The sequence below is a fragment of the Stenotrophomonas chelatiphaga genome (genome assembly GCF_001431535.1).
GTDB classification, from domain to species: domain Bacteria; phylum Pseudomonadota; class Gammaproteobacteria; order Xanthomonadales; family Xanthomonadaceae; genus Stenotrophomonas; species Stenotrophomonas chelatiphaga.
Map to the genome: position 1 here is coordinate 23,512 of NZ_LDJK01000002.1, position 17,915 is coordinate 41,426.

Here is a 17,915-nt window from a genome sequence, read left to right on the forward strand (position 1 = left end):
TGCCCTATCGTTGACGCACTTCAACGCATCACAGGGATGGCCGCATGGCGGTGGAAGCAGCTGCAAGCAGTGAACTGGTCAAGGTCGTCGCCCTGTTGGGCGCGGCAGTGGTGATGGTGCCGTTGTTCCGGCGTTTCGGCCTTGGGTCGGTGCTGGGGTACTTCACTGCTGGCCTGGCGATCGGGCCGTTCGGGCTGGGCTGGTTCTCCGATCCCCAGGCGATCCTGCACACCGCCGAACTCGGCGTGGTGATGTTTCTTTTCGTGATCGGCCTGGAGATGCGGCCCTCGCACCTGTGGAGCCTGCGCAAGGAGATCTTCGGGCTGGGCACGGCGCAGATCGCCACCTGTGCGATTGTGCTGACCCTGGTCGCCAAACTATTCGGGCTGCCGTGGCAGGTGGCCTTCATCGGCGCCACCGGTTTCGTGCTGACCTCTACCGCGGTGGTGATGCAGCTGCTCGCCGAACGCGGCGACATCGCGCTGCCGCCGGGCCAGAAGATCGTCTCCATCCTGCTGTTCGAAGACCTGCTGATCGTGCCGCTGCTGGCGCTGGTCGCGTTCATGGGCCCCTCCGCCGGCAGTGCCGACGGCGAAGGGTCGCGCTGGCTTTCGGTGGCCATCGGCGCCGGCGCGGTGGTCGGCCTGGTGCTGGTCGGGCGCTTCCTGCTCAATCCGCTGTTCCGCATCCTGGCCGCCGCCAAGGCACGCGAGGTGATGACCGCCGCCGCGCTGCTGGTGGTGCTCGGCGCGGCGCTGCTGATGCAGCTGTCCGGTCTGTCGATGGCGATGGGCGCCTTCCTGGCCGGCGTGCTGCTCAGCGAATCCACCTTCCGGCACCAGATCGAAGCGGATATCGAGCCGTTCCGCGGCATCCTGCTGGGGCTGTTCTTCCTCAGCGTGGGCATGGCGCTGGACCTGGGCGTGGTGGCGCGCAACTGGCCGCTGATCGTCGGGCTGGTGCTGGCGCTGATGGCGGCCAAGGCACTGTGCATCTATGTCGTGGCCCGGGTGATGGGCAGCAGCCATGCGCAGGCGCTGGACCGCGGCGTGGTGATGGCGCAGGGCGGCGAGTTCGCCTTCGTGCTGTTCGCCGCGGCCGCCAGTGCCGGCGTCATCGATGTCGACATCAATGCGAACTTCACCGCCGTGGTGGTGCTTTCGATGGCGCTGACCCCCCTGGTAGTGCTGGCGCACAAGCATTTCGCCGCGCCTGCGGTGGTCAGCATGGAGGGCGTGGAAACGGCCGAAGGGCTGTCCGGCAGCGTGCTGCTGATCGGCTTCGGCCGCTTCGGCCAGGTCGCCAGCCAGTCGCTGCTGGCGCGCGACGTGGACGTGACCATCATCGACAACGACGTGGAGATGATCCACAGCGCCGAGCGCTTCGGCTTCAAGATCTATTACGGTGACGGCACCCGGCTGGACGTGCTGCATGCCTCCGGTGCGGGCAGCGCCCGGGCGATCGCGGTGTGCGTCAACGATGCGGCCGAAGCCGACCGCATCGTCGAACTGGTCTCCCACGAGTTCCCGCAGGCCAAGCTGCTGGTGCGCTCGTTCGACCGCGAACATTCGCTGCGGCTGATCCATGCCGGCGTCGATTTCCAGATACGCGAAACCTTCGAATCGGCGGTGATGTTCGGCCAGGCCGCGCTGATGGAACTGGGTGCGGACGAAGACGATGCGCGCGATATCGCCGAGCAGATCCGCGAGCGCGACGCCGAGCGCCTGCAGCTGGAAATGGCCGGCGGCGACCTCAGGGCCGGCGCGCACATGACCTTCGGCAGTTCACTGCCGGGCGTGCCCACGCCGACCCCGTTCACCGTGCCCAAGCGCCAGTCGCGCACGCTGAACGCCGATCAGGTGCCGCCCGAGGCCTGAGCAGGGGAGGGGCCGGCCGGTAGTGACGGCCGCTGGCCGTCATCGCGGGGGTGACGCCCGGTAGTGAGGGCCGCTGTCCGTCATTTCCTGGCCGACGGCCAACGGCCGTCACTACCGGGCCTGAATCAGGGACAATAGCCCTCCCCGCCGCTCCACGCCCGCTTTCGATGACCCTGCCAGCCACCGCCTCCCACCCCGCCCGCATCCTCGACGGCCGCCGCATCTCCGAAGACCTGCTGGACAGCCTGAAGGTGCGCGTAGACGCCCGTGTCGCCGCCGGTGGCAGCCGTCCGGGCCTGGCCGTGGTGCTGGTGGGTGGCGACCCGGCGTCCACCGTCTACGTGCGCAACAAGCGCCGTGCGGCGGAAAAGGTCGGTATCGAGGCACATGATTTCGATCTCCCGGCCGGCACCAGCGAAGCCGAGCTGCTGGCCCTGATCGACCGGTTGAACGCCGACCCGAAGATCCACGGCATCCTGATCCAGCTGCCGCTGCCCGGCATTCCCGACGCGCGCCGGCTGATCCAGCGCATCGATCCGCGCAAGGACGTGGACGGTTTCCACCCGGAGAACGTCGGCCACCTGGCCCTGCGCGAGTTCGGGCTGCGCCCGTGCACCCCGCGCGGTATCACCACGCTGCTGGGCCACACCGACCAGCCGGTGCGGGGTCGCAATGCCACCATCGTCGGCGTCAGCAACCACGTCGGCCGGCCGATGGGACTGGAACTGCTGATCGCTGGCTGCACGGTGACCAGCTGCCACAAGTTCACCCCCAAGGACGTGCTGGAACAGGCCGTGCGCAACGCCGACATCCTGGTGGTGGCGGTCGGCCGCCCCGGCATCGTGCCGGGTGAATGGGTCAAGCCGGGTGCGGTGGTGATCGACGTGGGCATCAACCGCCTGGACGATGGCCGGCTGGTCGGCGATGTCGGCTTCGAAGCGGCCGCAGAGCGCGCCAGCTGGATCACCCCGGTGCCCGGCGGTGTCGGCCCGATGACCGTGGCCACCCTGATGCAGAACACCCTGGAAGCGGCCGAAGCGTTCGTCTGAGGGCGACCGCTCGCTGACGGAGGGGTAGCGCCGACCCATGGTCGGCGAGCGCAGCGGCGCCGTTCGCCCCACACCCCACCGGCGCGACACTGCGTCGCATCTACCCCCTGCCGCTCGACGGAGAAACAGGGTAAAATGACGCGCTTCCCCACATCTCGGGTATGCCGATGCTGCGCATCCAGGCTGAAGCTCTCACCTACGACGACGTCTCGCTCGTCCCCGCCCACTCGATCATCCTGCCCAAGGATGTCAGCCTGGAAACCCGGCTGACCCGCGACCTGCGGCTGAAGCTCCCGATCCTGTCCGCTGCGATGGATACCGTCACCGAAGCGCGCCTGGCCATCGCCATGGCCCAGCTCGGCGGCATGGGCATCATCCACAAGAACCTGAGCGTGGAACAGCAGGCCGCCGAAGTGGCCAAGGTCAAGAAGTTCGAGGCCGGCGTCATCCGCGACCCGATCACCGTCGGGCCGGAAACCACCATCCGCGACGTACTGGCGCTGACCCAGGCCCGCAACATCTCCGGCGTGCCGGTGGTCGATGGCGGCCAGCTGGTCGGCATCGTGACCCACCGCGACATGCGCTTTGAAACCGAGCTGGACGATCCGGTCCGCCACATCATGACCAAGAAGGATCGCCTGATCACGGTCAAGGAAGGCGCCGCGTCCGAAGAAGTGCAGCAGCTGCTGCATCGCAACCGCATCGAAAAGATCCTGGTGGTCAACGATGATTTCGCCCTGCGTGGCCTGATCACCGTCAAGGACATCCAGAAGAACACCGATTACCCGAACGCCGCCAAGGATTCGGCCACGCGCCTGCTGGTCGGTGCCGCGGTCGGCGTGGGCGGCGATACCGATCGCCGCGTCGAAGCGCTGGTCGCCGCCGGCGTGGACGTGCTGGTGGTGGACACCGCGCACGGCCATTCGCAGGGCGTGCTGGACCGCGTCAGCTGGGTCAAGAAGCACTTCCCGCAGGTGCAGGTGGTCGGTGGCAACATCTGCACCGGCGAAGCCGCACTGGCGCTGCTGGATTGCGGCGCGGACGCGGTCAAGGTCGGCATCGGTCCGGGCTCGATCTGCACCACCCGCGTGGTCGCCGGTGTCGGCGTGCCGCAGATCACCGCCATCGACCTGGTCGCCGAGGCGCTGCAGGATCGCATCCCGCTGATCGCCGATGGTGGCATCCGCTACTCCGGTGACATCGGCAAGGCGCTGGCCGCCGGTGCCTCCACCATCATGATCGGTGGCCTGCTGGCCGGTACCGAGGAATCGCCCGGCGAGACCGAGCTGTTCCAGGGCCGTTCGTACAAGAGCTACCGCGGCATGGGCTCGCTGGCGGCGATGGAAAAGGGGTCCAAGGACCGCTACTTCCAGGACGCCTCCAGCGCCGACAAGCTGGTGCCGGAAGGCATCGAAGGCCGCGTGCCGTATCGCGGCCCGGTCGGTGGCATCATCCACCAGCTGATGGGCGGCCTGCGTGCCACCATGGGCTACGTGGGCTGCGGCACGGTCGAAGACATGCGCAGCAAGCCGAAGTTCGTCAAGATCAGCGGCGCCGGCCAACGTGAGAGCCACGTCCACGACGTGCAGATCACCAAGGAACCGCCGAACTACCGCGCCTGAGGCCGGACGCAGGAAGAGGAACGAGGAAGCTGATTCCCGTTCCTCTTTCTACATACGCCGCTGGTTGCGCTTTCGTACTCCGTTATTCCTCCTGCATCGCCCGGGCATCATGACCAACATCCATACCGACAAGATCCTCATCCTCGATTTCGGCGCGCAGTACACCCAGCTGATCGCCCGTCGCATCCGCGAACTGGGTGTCTACTGCGAAATCTGGGCGTGGGACCACAACCCGGCCGACATCGCCGGCTTCGGTGCCAAGGGCATCATCCTGTCCGGTGGCCCGGAATCGACCACCCTGCCGGGCGCGCCCGCCGCGCCGCAGGAAGTGTTCGACAGTGGCCTGCCGGTGTTCGGCATCTGCTACGGCATGCAGACCCTGGCCGCGCAGCTGGGCGGTGAAACCGAAGCGGCCGACCAGCGCGAATTCGGCCATGCCGAAGTCAACATCGTGGCCCCGGATGCGCTGTTCTCCGGGCTCAGCGACCACCCGGGCGAGGCCAAGCTCAATGTGTGGATGAGCCACGGCGACCACGTTTCCAAGGCGCCGCCGGGCTTCACCATCACCGCCACGACCGACCGCATCCCGGTGGCCGCCATGGCCAACGAAGACAAGCGCTGGTACGGCGTGCAGTTCCACCCGGAAGTGACCCACACCCTGCAGGGCCAGGCGCTGCTGCGCCGCTTCGTGGTGGATGTGTGCGGCTGCGAAACCCTGTGGACCGCCGCCAACATCATCGAAGACCAGATCGCCCGCGTGCGCGAACAGGTCGGCGATGACGATGTGATCCTGGGCCTGTCCGGCGGCGTCGATTCGTCGGTCGTGGCCGCACTGCTGCACAAGGCGATCGGTGACAAGCTGACCTGCGTGTTCGTCGATACCGGCCTGCTGCGCTGGCAGGAAGGCGACCAGGTGATGGCGATGTTCGCCGAGCACATGGGCGTCAAGGTGATCCGCGTCAACGCGGCCGACCGCTACTTCGCCAAGCTGGAAGGCGTGAGCGATCCGGAAGCCAAGCGCAAGATCATCGGCAACCTGTTCGTGGACATCTTCGACGAAGAATCCAACAAGCTGAGCAACGCCAAGTGGCTGGCGCAGGGCACCATCTACCCGGACGTGATCGAATCGGCCGGCAGCAAGACCGGCAAGGCGCATGTGATCAAGAGCCACCACAACGTGGGCGGCCTGCCGGAGCACATGAAGCTGGGCCTGGTGGAGCCGCTGCGCGAGCTGTTCAAGGACGAAGTGCGTCGCCTTGGCGTTGAACTTGGCCTGCCGCGCAGCATGGTCTATCGCCATCCGTTCCCGGGCCCGGGCCTGGGCGTGCGTATCCTGGGCGAAGTGAAGCGCGAATACGCCGAACTGCTGGCCAAGGCCGATGCGATCTTCATCGAAGAGCTGCGCAAGGCCGACCTGTACGACAAGACCAGCCAAGCGTTCGCGGTGTTCCTGCCGGTGAAGTCGGTGGGTGTGGTGGGTGATGCGCGGGCTTATGAGTGGGTGATCGCGCTGCGTGCCGTTGAGACGATTGACTTCATGACCGCGCATTGGGCGCACCTGCCGTATGAGTTCCTGGGTACGGTGAGCAACCGGATCATCAATGAGTTGCGCGGGGTGTCGAGGGTGGTCTATGACATCTCGGGGAAGCCACCGGCTACTATTGAGTGGGAATGAGTTGAAAGAACGAGGGCGCCGAGAGGCGCCCTTGGTTGTCTACAGACTGCGGGTTCTAAGGGCGGTGTTGACCGCGCCTGCAGTGCGCTTGATCGTTTGAACGTCCGTATATTTGGGGTATTCGTCGCTAGTTAGCGCTAAATATGGGGCGGCCTGCTGATTAGGTGCAAAAAATATTGGGCGTGGCGATATTTTTGATCAAGTATAGTTCGCAGATTTCCGGGGGGGAAGCGGGACGTCGTTTAATTTATAATTAATGATGTAGGAGATGAGTCTCTATGATCACCGGTGTTATTTCTGGGTTGGTGGTTGTCTTCGTTGCATGGATGGCTAAGCAGTTATTTCTTTCTCGCCGCCTCTTTCTCATTGCGCCCAAACTATTTGATTACTCTGATCTCGTCAGCCGTAATGCCGCTAAGACAATTGAGCTGACGCTATTCAATGGAGGATCTCGCGCGGAGGAAGATGTTCGCGTTCAACTTTCTCCTGCCTTCGGCTACACGGTTATCGCATCCGACCGCCCCGGAATGTCAGTTGATAACGATGGATTCTTGAAGATAGATCGACTCGCGCCGAAGCAAGAGCTGACCGTTATTATGACTGCGGAGGGTGGTGAGTTTAGGAAGGAGCACGTGGTCGAAATATCTTCTAAGGAAACCGTTGGAAAGATCAAGGAAAGGCTCCAAGAGGCACAGCTGACGCCCGCCCAAAATTTCTTGGTGTTTTTTGCCTTTTTCGTCTTGATGCCCCTGCTGGGTTATGTCGCAGGCAGGTTCGTGGAAAATGAGTTCCTACCTGTAATGTTTCCTGACGGAGTTTTTTCGGAAAAAGTTGTGCTTGCTTATGATTTAAAGGCTGGGTCTCCTTCAAGCTCCCTTGAAGTTCAGAAGGGTGCTATGAATAAAATGCTCGAAACGTTCCGTGTCGAGAAATTGTGGCGGGAAGGGGACGGTGTTATTATTGACATCAAGATCGAGAACGACACAGATCGTAGACTTACGTATACCTTTGTTACGACGACGCAAGTAAGCGAGCGGAGATCCGAATTCCCTGGAAGGTACGACTTCATTCAGCATGACGTAATTGCGTTTCCTGGAACGAGCAAGTCTGTTCGACTGTCTGACTATCTCCCCGGAGACGAGTCTTTTCAGGTGATACTGCTGAAGGCTACTGTCGAAGGTGATTCAGGTAGCGCGTACAGGACGGATGAGATAACCGTAAAATAAATTTGTTTTTTTCGTGATCCGAAATTTCAGTATATGTTTGGGCCTGATTTATTAAAAAAGCAGATTTGTCAGGCTGTGGAAGAAAGAAGCATTTTCTCGATAACAAACTCATTCATCTCGGGACGTTCTGGACAATTTTTCCCCAAATCCGACGGTAGTGATGGCCGCTGGCCGCCAGGCTTGAGGGGCATCAGACGCACGTTGAGCAGTCTGCCATGCAGCTGACAGTCGGTGATGCAGAAAGCCTGGGCCGACGCAAGGCGACGCGCCGCGAGCTGCGCTTCAAGAGATTGATCAGGTGGTTTCCTGAAGGCGGCTGTTGGCGCTGATCGAGCTGCATTGCCCTTTGTAGGGACGGGTCTCATTTCTAGAGCGATCCAGCCATCCAGTACGACAGTGAGAGGGGACCTAGCGGCCGCATCCGTTGGTATTGAGAGAGTCGAAAATCGACCATCCACGCCAATTTCACTTTCCAGGCGATGCGCGAAAACTGCACTGACCTCGACTTCATAGCCCTTGGCCTGAAGGTCATTGATCAGCGTGATCGTGCTATCACCATTGCCAAGCGTGGTGTCGAGTATAAGATTCCTGCGTCCGTCGATTGCTGCGGAGCGGAGCTCTTTGGCCCATTGGCTGGCGCCTTTCGGGTATGGTCAGCCCAAGTGTAAGGATGCTGCTGACTTAGGCGTACGAATGCAGGGTGCGTCCTACGCAGTTGGTCGGGATCTACCTGCACCACATTCCCGTTGAGTTCGCGAAGGAGCGCGCCGCGCACTTTGCTCTTGCGGGCTCCCGGCTGGCCTGCTAACACGACCGCCTTGGGGTGCTCCTGAGAGTGGGTCTCGTTCCTGCTTTCTGGGATCACCTTCTCTCGAGCAGCCGAGCATGGGTTTCATGATCCATGTGGCTGTCCGGACCGATCATTTTTCAGGCGCCTCAAAGAACGCGTGAATCGATTCATCTCCCAACCAATGGCGCTTGAAGGAGGCACTGAACATCAGCTTCTCCTTTTCCCGCGCCTGGGTAATCGCTTTCGGATCGCCTGACACCTCAGCATCGTCAAGCTCAATACGAGCTTCGGGAATGAACCTTTCAATCTTGTCTTCCCACGCCCAGATTGCGGCCTCAAAAGCAGGGCGGACTTCAGTCTTCTGTCCTTTACCAGATTGAGAGTCTCTGCAGTTGTTCGATGTAATCGGGCTAGTCTTTGAGAATTTCCCGGAGGTTTGCCGGAACGGGCGGGGCGGGCAGCGTCATGACTTTCACCCGTTCGTCAGATCCAAGCGAATTCGAAAGTCGCTGCACATGGCTTGGTAGGCCCAATGCGATTCGCGACATTGGGTCAACCACGTTGTTTGAGCCACCTTGGCTCCGGAAGTGGCTCATTGGGGCGTCGCAGCGTTGAATCAGAGCATCGCACGCGTGGCGTGTGTCGACTGACGCTACACTGCCCACCTACGCCCGATGGAAGCTCCCCATGTTCAATGGAAAAGTCGCGGTGGTCACGGGGTCCACCAGCGGAATCGGTCTCGGTATTGCTACCGCGCTCGCGCGGCAGGGCGCCGACATCGTGCTGAATGGGTTCGGCGATGCCCAGGAGATCGAAAGGATTCGCGCCGGGCTTCAGGCCGACTTCGGTGTGCGGGTTGCGCATGATGGCGCCGACCTGTCGCGTGGCGAGGCGGTGCGGGAAATGATCGCCCACGCGGTTGCGGCGATGGGGCGCATTGACATTCTGGTGAACAATGCTGGCATCCAGCACACCGCATCGATCGAGGAGTTTCCCGTCGAGAAGTGGGATGCGATCCTCGCGCTGAATCTATCCGCAGTGTTCCATGCCACGGCGGCGGCCTTGCCCTGCATGAAGCAGCAGGGGGCCGGTCGCATCATCAATATTGCATCGGTGCATGGACTGGTTGCGTCGGTGAACAAGGCGGCTTACGTGACGGCCAAGCATGGCGTGGTGGGATTCACCAAGGCGACGGCGCTGGAAACCGCGGGCACCGGCATCACCGCCAACGCCATCTGCCCGGGATGGGTGCGAACGGCGCTGGTCGAGCAGCAGATCACCGCGTTGGCGGAACGGGAGGGAACGGATCAGGAGTCGGCCGCTCGCGCATTGCTGGCCGAGAAGCAGCCATCGCTGCAGTTCGTGACGCCCGAGCAGCTCGGGGAAATGGTGGTTTTCCTGGCATCGGACGCTGCGGCTCAGATGACCGGCACGGCGCTTCCGATGGATGGTGGCTGGACAGCGCGGTAGGTCGTTATGAGGTTGCCAGCCGGCGGCCGGCACTACCGAAGCCGGCGGGGTTGCCGGCCAGCGGCCGGCACTACCGGGGGCGGTCCGGTAGTGCCTCTACCCGCAGTTGCACACCTAGCGCACGCGTCACCTGCAGCACCGAGTCGAAGTGGAGCGGACGCGTGCCGTTCAATTGCCTTCGCATGAACTCGGTACCCACGCCGCACGCCCTGGCGACATCGTCGATTCCATCCAGTTCCGCCACCAGCAGCAACGCGCGGGCGAAGGTGGCCTCATTGCAGCAGTCCATCCGCACGCGCACATCCAAGAATTCCGCACGCTGGGCGGCGCGGGCTTCGGGGCCGTTGACGGCCGGCCCGGTGAAGTCGTCTGCGCTCATGGCGTGCCTCCCGTCTCAGCCATCGATGCTTTTACGATTTCGCGTCCGAAGACAATCAGGCCTTCTACCATCTGCGCGGTGATTCCAGCGTTCGGATGGGCTTCGGGTCTGGCCACGTGCACCGCGTGCAGGGTCTCCAGGATGGAGCCCAGTGCGTGGAGGCTGTGCAGGGGGACGCCGACCTCGCCTTGCCGCGTGCGCTCGGCTTCGCTGGCCACGTCGGGTGCCCGGCGCAGGCTTACGACGCTGCCGCAGCGTACACTGCGTGCGCGCAGCAACTCCGACTCTTCGAGCCGATGTTCCAGGCGTTCTATGAAGTAGGGCGGGAACTCGCTGATCCGGTCGCCGATCAACGCGTACAGGCGCTTGGCACTGAGGGGGTAGTTGGTTTCCATCGGTCGTCCTTCGCATGGCGGGTGGCCACCTGCGCGGAGGCGCGAGGTGGCGGGCGATGCGGGTTGGCATACCGGTGATGATTCCCAAAAAAGCCGGCGGATCAGGATCCCCACACATCGCCCGCCATGGAACCTGCGGGCAATGCTGTGCATTCTCCGCCGTGCCCAGAGGGCAAAACAGAGCTAAGTAGGGAATCAATCAAACAGGATGCCAATCCCGGCTGTTGCTCTTCGGCTTCAGCACGGCCAGCTTGCGATGGGGTGGGGTAGGCGTCCATGAGAATTGTTGCGAAGTTGGTGAGGTTCGTCAGAGCAAGAGCGTGACGACCAACGGTCGTCACCCACCGGGGCAGGGGATCACCCACCGGGGCAAGGGGCTCACCCACCGGGGCAGGGTTCACCCACCTGGGCAGGGTTCACCTACCGGGGCAAGGAACCGCCCACCGGGGTGGGTGGTTCCCTTGACGACCAGCGGTCGTCACTGCCGAAGCGGATCAGCATGCCGTCGGGGGCGACGCGATGTAGCCGTTACACCAGGCCCACGTCGATCATCTCGGGGCCGACGGCGAGGTCGGTGGCGGGTGCCCCGGTCCGCTGGATCGGCACCAGCTGCAATGTCAGTGATCCCGGCACCGGCGGACCATTTTGTCCAAGTTTCTTCAACGCATCGGTCAACTCGACCGAATAACAATGCCCGGGGTCCATGTGGCCCTGGTGGGCTTTGTTGGCGAAGAAGTTGATCGCGGTGACGTAGTGCGGGTCGGTCGTCGGCGTGCGTGGCCCGGCACTTGGCAGATTGACGAAGACGCGCACGCAATGCAGGTTGCTGCCGACGTGCGTGCCGCGCATTACGGCGAAGACGCGCTTGCCGCTGGAAGCTGACGCCGATGGCACGTTGAGCGGAATGCTCAGGGGCCTGGACGGCGTCGCGCTGCCGATGCGTTCGGTACGCGCGCGCGGGACCACGGTGGTGGCGGCGGGGTTGAACAGGGCTTTGAAGCGCATTTCGTCTGTGCCGGTCTGCGCCAGGCTGCGCAGCGGGCGGGCAGCGGCGCGGCTGTCATCGTATTTGTAGCCCAGGTCTGCAGTGCGCCGCACCTTGTCTACCCGGACGCTGTAGGTCTGGCCATTCATGCGCAGGAAATGATTTGGAAACACCATGTCCAGCCAGAGCGGATCGGTGGTGTTGACATGCCCCTGCAGGATCCAGTTCTCCCAGATCCGGTCTACGTTGGCGTGGTGCAGGAAGAACAAAGGGTCACGCGCGGCGGCGGGGAAACCCATGTAGCCGTTGACCTCATCGTGGACATAATTGTGGGGTCCCGATTCCAGCTCTGAAACCGCGCCGCGGCGCCCCAGCCATACCGGTGATACGTTGTTCTGGACCTGCGGTGGCGTGACGGTTTCATCGAACGGGCGGCCCCCAGCGAAGTTTTCGAGGATCGTTGCGTTGAGCAGCCCGCTTATCTTCCCCAGTCCTGTTTCGGCGGCCGGCAGGCTGGGAACCGGCTTCCTCTCCTGGCGCAGATCATCGCCAGCAAAAGGCGAAAACAGGGGATTGGGCTTGCCTTGGTACATCGGATCGGTGAATGCAGCCGGGTATGCCTGCTGGGTCGACCAGTCCCAGTAGGGCAGGGCGAACCGGGTATGTCCGGTCAGCTCGATGACGGCCTGCTCGTACATGTCCAGATAAGCCCGGTGCCAAGGCAGGAAATACCAATTGCCGTGCTGGCAGTATTTGAAGTTGAAGGAGCCGCCATGGATGTCCGCGAATTTGATCCAGCTCGGCGCATTGGACTGGTCGCGAGCGCGCATCTCCCCGACAAACGTCCTGAACGCAACGAGGTCCGGGTCGTCCAGCGACATGTTCGCGATATTGCGGCGCACTCGGAGGGTCTGTTGTGCCGATGCACGTTTCGAGCCTGCCAGTCCGCTTGCCAGGATCAGCGCGGAAGCGCTTCCCACCATCATTGATCTTCGGTTCAACACATTGGTCTCCTTGGAGGGCCGTGATGGCCCTGCAAGGTCGATTCAAGGTGACGGCGGCGGTGGCATCAAGCCGGGATATGCGTCGAGCCCTGCACCGCAGCGCATGGGAACAGGACGGGCCTCCAGTCGCTGCCTGCAGGCGACACTCTGCAGGCCGGTTAACGTCATGTCCATCGACGGCCGCCTGTTTTACCAGCGCGCTTCAAGGTGCTTGAACGCGCGTGGCAGCAACACGCCGTCGGCATCGAATGCATCCACGCGGCGTCCGTCCACGCGTACCGAATGCGGTCGCGTGCGGCTCGGCCACCACACCCGCACGGCGGTTCCTTCGCGCAGGCCTTCGCCCAGCGTCACGCTCAGCACGCCGTCACGCTGCCGTGCGTCCAGCTTCAATGTGCCGTAGGCCGTCGGCAGGCGTTCCACTGCCAGGCCGTCGCCCACAAGCCAAGACGCTGGCGTGCCCGGCAGCAGGGACAGCGCGTCATCGTCCTCGCGCATCAGCATGCCGAACAAGGTGCGGCCATATTCCGCGCCGATCCACGTGTGCGGCATGTCGCCGAGGTAGCGCGGGAAGCGCAGTCGCGAATGCACCACTTCGGCCAGCACCTGCCATTCCAGCGGGCGACGGTCATGCAGCAGGCCGCGCAGCAGTTCGTTGGCCGCCTCCGGTTGGCCAAGGTGCACGTAGCTGAGCACATTGCGGATTTCGTACGGCGTGTACGCATACAGCGCGCCCGGCTGTGTGCGCTTGCGTACATCGTCCAGGTAACGCGCGAACGTGGTGCGCAGGGCCGCGTCGGGCAGCACGTCCTGCGCGCCGGTCGGGTCCAGCGCGATCGAAACGCCGGTCGGATCGCCATCGCCCAGGTCGGCCGAAGACGGAATGAAATCGATGCCTTTCCAGGCCATGGTGGCGCGGATCGAATCGGCGACGGCGTCATGCAGCAGGCGGCCCTGCTCGCGCGCCCAGAGGGCGGTTTCGCGATCGCCCAGTGCGTCGGCCAGCCATGCGCCGTCGTGCCAGCCCTTGATGCCCCAGTAGTCATCCCAGTAGCTGTGGGTGGGTGCGGGATAGCCTTCGTGGCTGATCGAAGGCGCCAGGATGCCGGCGAAACGCTCCGGTGCGGGGTGGCTGGCCATGTAGCCTGGCACCAGCGTGCGCTCGCGCAGTTCCTGCAGGAAACGCATCGCGGCCTTCACCTTGGGCAGGTAAGCCCGCACTGATTCCGGGCCACCATCCAGCCGTGCCACGTCGGCGACCAGGCTGATGTACTGGCCCTGGCTGTCGTACTCGATGTCCGAACCGAAGCCGGTGTTGACGCTGCCGTCGTTGTTGAGGATCGGCGAGACCAGGCCGTTGGCATGCACGCCGTGCGCGCTGTACCAGGCCAGGCAGTCGCGCGCCACCGCCGCTTCGCCCATGCGCAGCAGCACGGCCGAGGTGGCCATGCCATCGCGGATGAAGGAACGGTTGTAGTTGCGCGGGCCGGGCTGCATCGCCGGGCCGGTCTGGTTGATCAGCATGTAGGCGGCCTGCGCGCGCAGCATGTCCACCAGCGAGTTGTCCGGCAGCCGCAGGCCGACCTGGCCCAGCCGCGCCTGCCAGTCGGCGGAGGCGCGTGCGGCCAGTGCATCGAATTGCGCGTCGGCGTCAGCAGGGGCGTCGGGCAGCACCAGTGGCGGCGCCTGCGGCAGGCTGCCATCGGCCGCCGCTGGCGCAGTGCCCAGCGGGAAGGCGACCACGACGGCGCGGGATTCACCCGGCTGCAGCGCCATGCGGTAGGCGAGGGCGGCCGCGGCCAGTCCGTCGGCATCCTCCGCACGCTGCGCGTGGGGCAGCTGGCCGCTGGCAATGGCGGCGCTGATTTCACTGCTGCCCTCCATGCCGAACGGTGCGGCGCCCGCGGCGTCCACCGGGGTCAGCGACTGCAGCAGGCGGCGACCATTGACGCTGATCGTGCGGCCCTCGATGGCCACCTCGCGGATCGGCGACAGGCCGCCGTTCTGCCACGGCGGGTTCATCTGCATCGGGCGCACGGCCAGTGTCAGCGTGCCGTTGATCGGGGTCGTGCCGGTGTTGTGCAGGCGATGACGCAGCAGCGTCACCGGTTGCCCGCCCAGTTCAATGGCGAACGCCTCGCTGTGCAGGTCCAGCCCTGGCTGCGGTGACCACGCTGCCGATGGCATCGGCTTCCAGCCATCGCGCAGTGCATGCCGCAGCGGGTGCCCGGCGGCGCCTGCGGCGTGGCCGTCGGCACTGCGCCAGATCGGTTGCACCAGCGGGGCGCCCTTGAAGGCTTCGATGTTGCCGTATTCGTCGAAGATCGATTTCTGCACGCCGGCATGTACGCCCACGGCGGTCCAGTAGGTCTGCTGCATCTGCAGCGATGCCGGCGCCAACGCACGCTGCGCGCCACTGGCGGCAACCTGGTAGCGCTTCATCGGGGTCATTACCGCGGCAGGTCCCAGCAGGCGGATCCGCCGGATCGACGGCGCGCTACCCTCCACCCGCAGGCGCAGGCCATGTGCGCTGACGGCGGCAGTGCCGGCCAGCCAACTCTGCGGGCGGCTGCCTGCCTGACGGTCACGCGCCAGCATGGTCCATCTGCCGTTCGCGTCCTGCACCTCAAGCTGCGCAGCGCCATGTGCGCCTTCGGCCCAGTCCACCACCAGGCCGGTCGTGGCCAGGGCGCGGGGCAGGGCGACATCCAGCACATGCGTGCCATCGGCTGCAGCGGGAACCCCTACCGCGCGGCCGCCCTGCCACAGCGCGGCGGCCGGCTCGGCGCCCAGCTGGGCCAGGCGCGCGCTGCTGCGCGTATCAAGCGGTTCCATTTCAAGGATCGACACGCCCCAGTCCGAGGTACGTTCGGGGCTTGCCACGCGCAGGTAGCGGGCCTGGCGCGGGGCGAAGAACAGGGTTTCGACGCCGCCCAACGAATCGCCCATGGTGTAGGCCAGGTCCCACTGCTTGCCATCCAGCGAGGTCTGCAGGGTGTAGCCCTCCGGATTGGAGACGTCCCAGGTGATGCGAACGCCGCCGAGCAGCGCCGGCTGGCCGACATCGACCTGGAACCAGTGGCCGGAGCTGAAGGCGCCACCGGTCACCGTTGCCGGATCGTTGTCGATCAGGTGGCCGATGGCCATCGCCGCTACCTGCTGCGATGAACTGCTGGCCTGCCACTGGCTGCGTGGCGCCAGTTCCTGCGCGCTGCAGATCCCGGCCCAGGCAAGGGTCGGCAGCAACAGCAGGCGCGCCATGCCCGCCGTCGCGCCGCGGATCGGTTTCCCGTTACCGGCTTGCAGCACCATCTCTCCACTCCTCTACGCATTGGTAACCCCACGCTGGGGTGAGCAGACGCTAACAGGCACTGGAAGCGCTTACACGACGCGCTGCGGTAGGCCGCCGGCGCCGCTCCAGGCCTGACCGGGCCTGAGGCCGGGATGGCTTGGGGGTCCGCGGGAACGGCGTCGCAAGGACGAGGAAAGGCGATTGCGCAGATCGCTGGCTGAACGCGCCAGATTGCGCCAGATTCCCACGCGGGCGTGCAAGCGATTCCTGGTAGCCCGCATTCCGCTGACACCGCATCCTGCCCGGGCTCGGTCGTCCATCTTGCGGTTGAAGTCGGGCCATAGCCCGCACCTCTCGACGATCCTGAGCCTTGTGTGGCGTAAATGGCTTGTCGGTGAGCCGGTCCATCGGGCCGGGAGCGACCTGCGATGTCGCCGTGAGGCTGTTTCTACATCCGCTTTTCCCGGTTCTGGGATAGTTCGGATTCAGACCAGTCCTATGGCGGATTCCTCATGAACCAGGTGCCGATCGTCCACGCAACGGAGATGTTGGCCCGCGCGTTCGGCGTTGTCGCAGCGAGCGTACGACGGCAGTCCAGTGAGAATGACGGCGTGACGGCGAGGTTCGACGTCGTCGATGACGCTGGCCAACAGTGGCGGCTGGAGGCAGCGCCCATGCGCCGTCAGGCTGGCCACCACGCGCGGCCCCCTGGCGCGACCCGCTGGGGCCGGCATTGGGTGCTGAGGGAAGTACTCGCCGCGCAGGACGGACCGGGCGATGCAATGCCGCCGCAACCGCTTCTGGTCGAACCGGCACCGCCCTGCATACCCGATGCCTGGGAGTGCGCCGACGGGCGCGCGCTGGAGCGGGTGGGCAGCTGGCTCGCACAGCCGGCTGGCCTGCCCACGGCAACGGACATCATGGGACAGGCGTTCGTCGATATGTGGCTCGGCAACCGCCAGCACATCGCGACCATGCACGCGCGTGCCGAAGCGCTTCACGATGCATTGGCCCGGCATGTTTCGGCATTGGAACAAGCCCCGGCGGGCGGTGCTGCATCGCCGGTATGCAACGAAGCCTATCGCCACCAGCGCGTGCTGCGGCATCTGGTGGAAACCCAGCAGTTGCTGCTGGGCCCGCAGGCGGCGGGGCATCCGGTTGCGGTGCGTCGCGACGCGCTGCGGCGCCTGAACGCCCTGCTGGAAACCGAGCGGACCCGGAGCGTACAGGGCGATACGTTATGGTGGGCCGGAGCGGGCTGATCCCCCCGCGGTCGCCGTCTATTCGCCCGGCTTGGCGGCCGCGCTGGCGGCTTCGCTCTTCGCCCGGCGTGCCAGCACCGCTTCGCGGTGTGCGATGTAGGCATTGGAACCGAGGATGATCAACGCGCCGATCACGGTCCAGCGATCCAGCACCTCATCGAACAACAGCCAGGCCATGACGCTGACCAGGGGCAACTGCATGAAGCTGATCGGGGTCAATGCGGACACCTCCCCCAGGCGCAGGGCGCGGGTCCACAGCAGCTGGCCAAGCGTGCCCAGCACCCCCGTGAGCGCCAGCCACAGCCAAGCGATGCCGCTGGGCCATTGCCAGACGAACAGCGCCGGTATCAACGACAGCGGCACCCAGAACACATAGGTGTAAAACACCACGGTATCGGCGCTGTCCACGCGGGTGAGCTGCTTGATCTGGATGGCGACCACCGAGCTCAGCACGGCCGCGGCCACCGCCACCAGGCTGCCCGCGCTGAAGCTGCCGGTGCCCGGCCGCACGATCACCAGCACACCGATGAAGCCGATGATCACCGCGGCCCAGCGCCGCACGCGCACCGTCTCGCCCAGCCACAGCACCGCGGCGATGGTGACGAACAATGGCGTGGAGTAGGACAGCGATACGGCCTGCGCCATCGGCAGATGACCCAGCGCCCAGAAAGCGCACAGCATCGAGGCCAGGCCGATCGCACTGCGCATGAAGTAGCGCGGAAGCTGCTGGGTTTTCAGCGGGGCGCGGCCGGGGCGAAGCAGCATCGGCAGCAGCGCCAGCAGGCCGAACGCGTTGCGGAAGAAGGCCACTTCCTGGGTCGGCACGTAGGCGGTGGCATAGCGGATGGCCAGCGCCATGAAGCCGAACGACAACGTACTGCCCAGCATC

13 protein-coding genes and 1 pseudogene are annotated in these 17,915 nt (G+C 64.6%); 7 read left to right on the top strand and 7 right to left on the bottom strand.

The genetic code is table 11. The annotated features are described in order from the left end of the window. The first annotated feature begins 44 nt into the window (after positions 1 to 44). From ABB28_RS00285 to ABB28_RS00305, 5 genes are all read left to right on the top strand, one after another. Positions 45 to 1,877 carry a monovalent cation:proton antiporter-2 (CPA2) family protein gene (locus ABB28_RS00285; RefSeq protein WP_057506703.1) on the top strand — a complete coding sequence of 611 codons (1,833 nt, stop codon included), beginning with the start codon at positions 45 to 47 and terminating at the stop codon, positions 1,875 to 1,877. Positions 1,878 to 2,044: 167 nt separating this feature from the next. Further along, positions 2,045 to 2,926: a bifunctional methylenetetrahydrofolate dehydrogenase/methenyltetrahydrofolate cyclohydrolase FolD gene (gene folD, locus ABB28_RS00290; RefSeq protein ID WP_057506704.1), complete on the top strand. Its 882-nt coding sequence runs from the start codon at positions 2,045 to 2,047 to the stop codon at positions 2,924 to 2,926. A 167-nt stretch (positions 2,927 to 3,093) separates the two neighbouring features. Beyond that, positions 3,094 to 4,548, top strand: a complete 1,455-nt coding sequence (gene guaB / locus ABB28_RS00295; RefSeq protein WP_057506798.1) for an IMP dehydrogenase — start codon at positions 3,094 to 3,096, stop codon at positions 4,546 to 4,548. 109 nt (positions 4,549 to 4,657) lie between these two features. After that, the gene (gene guaA, locus ABB28_RS00300; protein ID WP_057506705.1) at positions 4,658 to 6,223 is read left to right on the top strand and encodes a glutamine-hydrolyzing GMP synthase; all 1,566 of its coding nucleotides are present in this window, start codon (positions 4,658 to 4,660) and stop codon (positions 6,221 to 6,223) included. 278 nt (positions 6,224 to 6,501) lie between these two features. After that, positions 6,502 to 7,449, top strand: a complete 948-nt coding sequence (locus ABB28_RS00305; protein WP_057506706.1) for a hypothetical protein — start codon at positions 6,502 to 6,504, stop codon at positions 7,447 to 7,449. Positions 7,450 to 7,517: 68 nt separating this feature from the next. Here ABB28_RS00305 and ABB28_RS18505 read toward each other — a convergent pair. Together ABB28_RS18505 and ABB28_RS18420 are read right to left on the bottom strand one after the other, a co-directional pair. Next, positions 7,518 to 8,314, bottom strand: a pseudogene (locus ABB28_RS18505) (zeta toxin family protein). A gap of 55 nt (positions 8,315 to 8,369) precedes the next feature. Continuing rightward, positions 8,370 to 8,498: a hypothetical protein gene (locus ABB28_RS18420; protein ID WP_275452884.1), complete on the bottom strand. Its 129-nt coding sequence runs from the start codon at positions 8,496 to 8,498 to the stop codon at positions 8,370 to 8,372. Positions 8,499 to 8,926: 428 nt separating this feature from the next. Here ABB28_RS18420 and ABB28_RS00310 point away from each other — a divergent pair, with 428 nt between their 5' ends. Next, complete coding sequence (locus ABB28_RS00310) at positions 8,927 to 9,709, top strand: 3-hydroxybutyrate dehydrogenase (protein ID WP_057506707.1); 783 nt, start codon at positions 8,927 to 8,929, stop codon at positions 9,707 to 9,709. A gap of 70 nt (positions 9,710 to 9,779) precedes the next feature. Here ABB28_RS00310 and ABB28_RS00315 read toward each other — a convergent pair whose 3' ends face one another. The 4 genes from ABB28_RS00315 to ABB28_RS00330 form a co-directional block, all read right to left on the bottom strand. Next, positions 9,780 to 10,088: a helix-turn-helix domain-containing protein gene (locus tag ABB28_RS00315; protein ID WP_057506708.1), complete on the bottom strand. Its 309-nt coding sequence runs from the start codon at positions 10,086 to 10,088 to the stop codon at positions 9,780 to 9,782. Further along, on the bottom strand, positions 10,085 to 10,483 hold the full coding sequence (locus ABB28_RS00320) for a hypothetical protein (protein WP_057506709.1): 399 nt from the start codon (positions 10,481 to 10,483) through the stop codon (positions 10,085 to 10,087). The genes ABB28_RS00315 and ABB28_RS00320 overlap by 4 nt, the downstream gene beginning before the upstream one ends. Positions 10,484 to 11,011: 528 nt before the next feature. Continuing rightward, entirely contained in the window at positions 11,012 to 12,469 is a 1,458-nt protein-coding gene (locus tag ABB28_RS00325; protein ID WP_152983333.1) for a tyrosinase family protein, read from the bottom strand. Between the two features lie 192 nt (positions 12,470 to 12,661). Then, positions 12,662 to 15,784 (bottom strand): discoidin domain-containing protein, encoded by a 3,123-nt coding sequence (locus tag ABB28_RS00330; RefSeq protein ID WP_057506711.1) that lies wholly within the window; start codon positions 15,782 to 15,784, stop codon positions 12,662 to 12,664. A 492-nt stretch (positions 15,785 to 16,276) separates the two neighbouring features. On the opposite strand from ABB28_RS00330, the gene ABB28_RS17850 reads away from it, so the two are divergent. Next, a complete protein-coding gene (locus ABB28_RS17850) occupies positions 16,277 to 17,026 on the top strand; it encodes a hypothetical protein (protein WP_148049501.1) in 750 nt (249 codons plus the stop codon). An 18-nt stretch (positions 17,027 to 17,044) separates the two neighbouring features. Here ABB28_RS17850 and ABB28_RS00340 read toward each other — a convergent pair whose 3' ends face one another. After that, positions 17,045 to 17,914 carry a DMT family transporter gene (locus ABB28_RS00340; protein ID WP_057506713.1) on the bottom strand — a complete coding sequence of 290 codons (870 nt, stop codon included), beginning with the start codon at positions 17,912 to 17,914 and terminating at the stop codon, positions 17,045 to 17,047. Between the last annotated feature and the right edge of the window lies 1 nt (position 17,915).

Bases quoted from the DNA above. Each gene is read 5' to 3' on its own strand.
- ABB28_RS00285 (WP_057506703.1), top strand. From the start codon at position 45: ATGGCGGTGGAAGCAGCTGCAAGCAGTGAACTGGTCAAGGTCGTCGCC.
- folD (WP_057506704.1), top strand. From the start codon at position 2,045: ATGACCCTGCCAGCCACCGCCTCCCACCCCGCCCGCATCCTCGACGGC.
- guaB (WP_057506798.1), top strand. From the start codon at position 3,094: ATGCTGCGCATCCAGGCTGAAGCTCTCACCTACGACGACGTCTCGCTC.
- guaA (WP_057506705.1), top strand. From the start codon at position 4,658: ATGACCAACATCCATACCGACAAGATCCTCATCCTCGATTTCGGCGCG.
- ABB28_RS00305 (WP_057506706.1), top strand. From the start codon at position 6,502: ATGATCACCGGTGTTATTTCTGGGTTGGTGGTTGTCTTCGTTGCATGG.
- ABB28_RS00310 (WP_057506707.1), top strand. From the start codon at position 8,927: ATGTTCAATGGAAAAGTCGCGGTGGTCACGGGGTCCACCAGCGGAATC.
- ABB28_RS00315 (WP_057506708.1), bottom strand. From the start codon at position 10,088: ATGAGCGCAGACGACTTCACCGGGCCGGCCGTCAACGGCCCCGAAGCC.
- ABB28_RS00320 (WP_057506709.1), bottom strand. From the start codon at position 10,483: ATGGAAACCAACTACCCCCTCAGTGCCAAGCGCCTGTACGCGTTGATC.
- ABB28_RS00330 (WP_057506711.1), bottom strand. From the start codon at position 15,784: ATGGTGCTGCAAGCCGGTAACGGGAAACCGATCCGCGGCGCGACGGCG.
- ABB28_RS17850 (WP_148049501.1), top strand. From the start codon at position 16,277: ATGAACCAGGTGCCGATCGTCCACGCAACGGAGATGTTGGCCCGCGCG.
- ABB28_RS00340 (WP_057506713.1), bottom strand. From the start codon at position 17,914: ATGCTGGGCAGTACGTTGTCGTTCGGCTTCATGGCGCTGGCCATCCGC.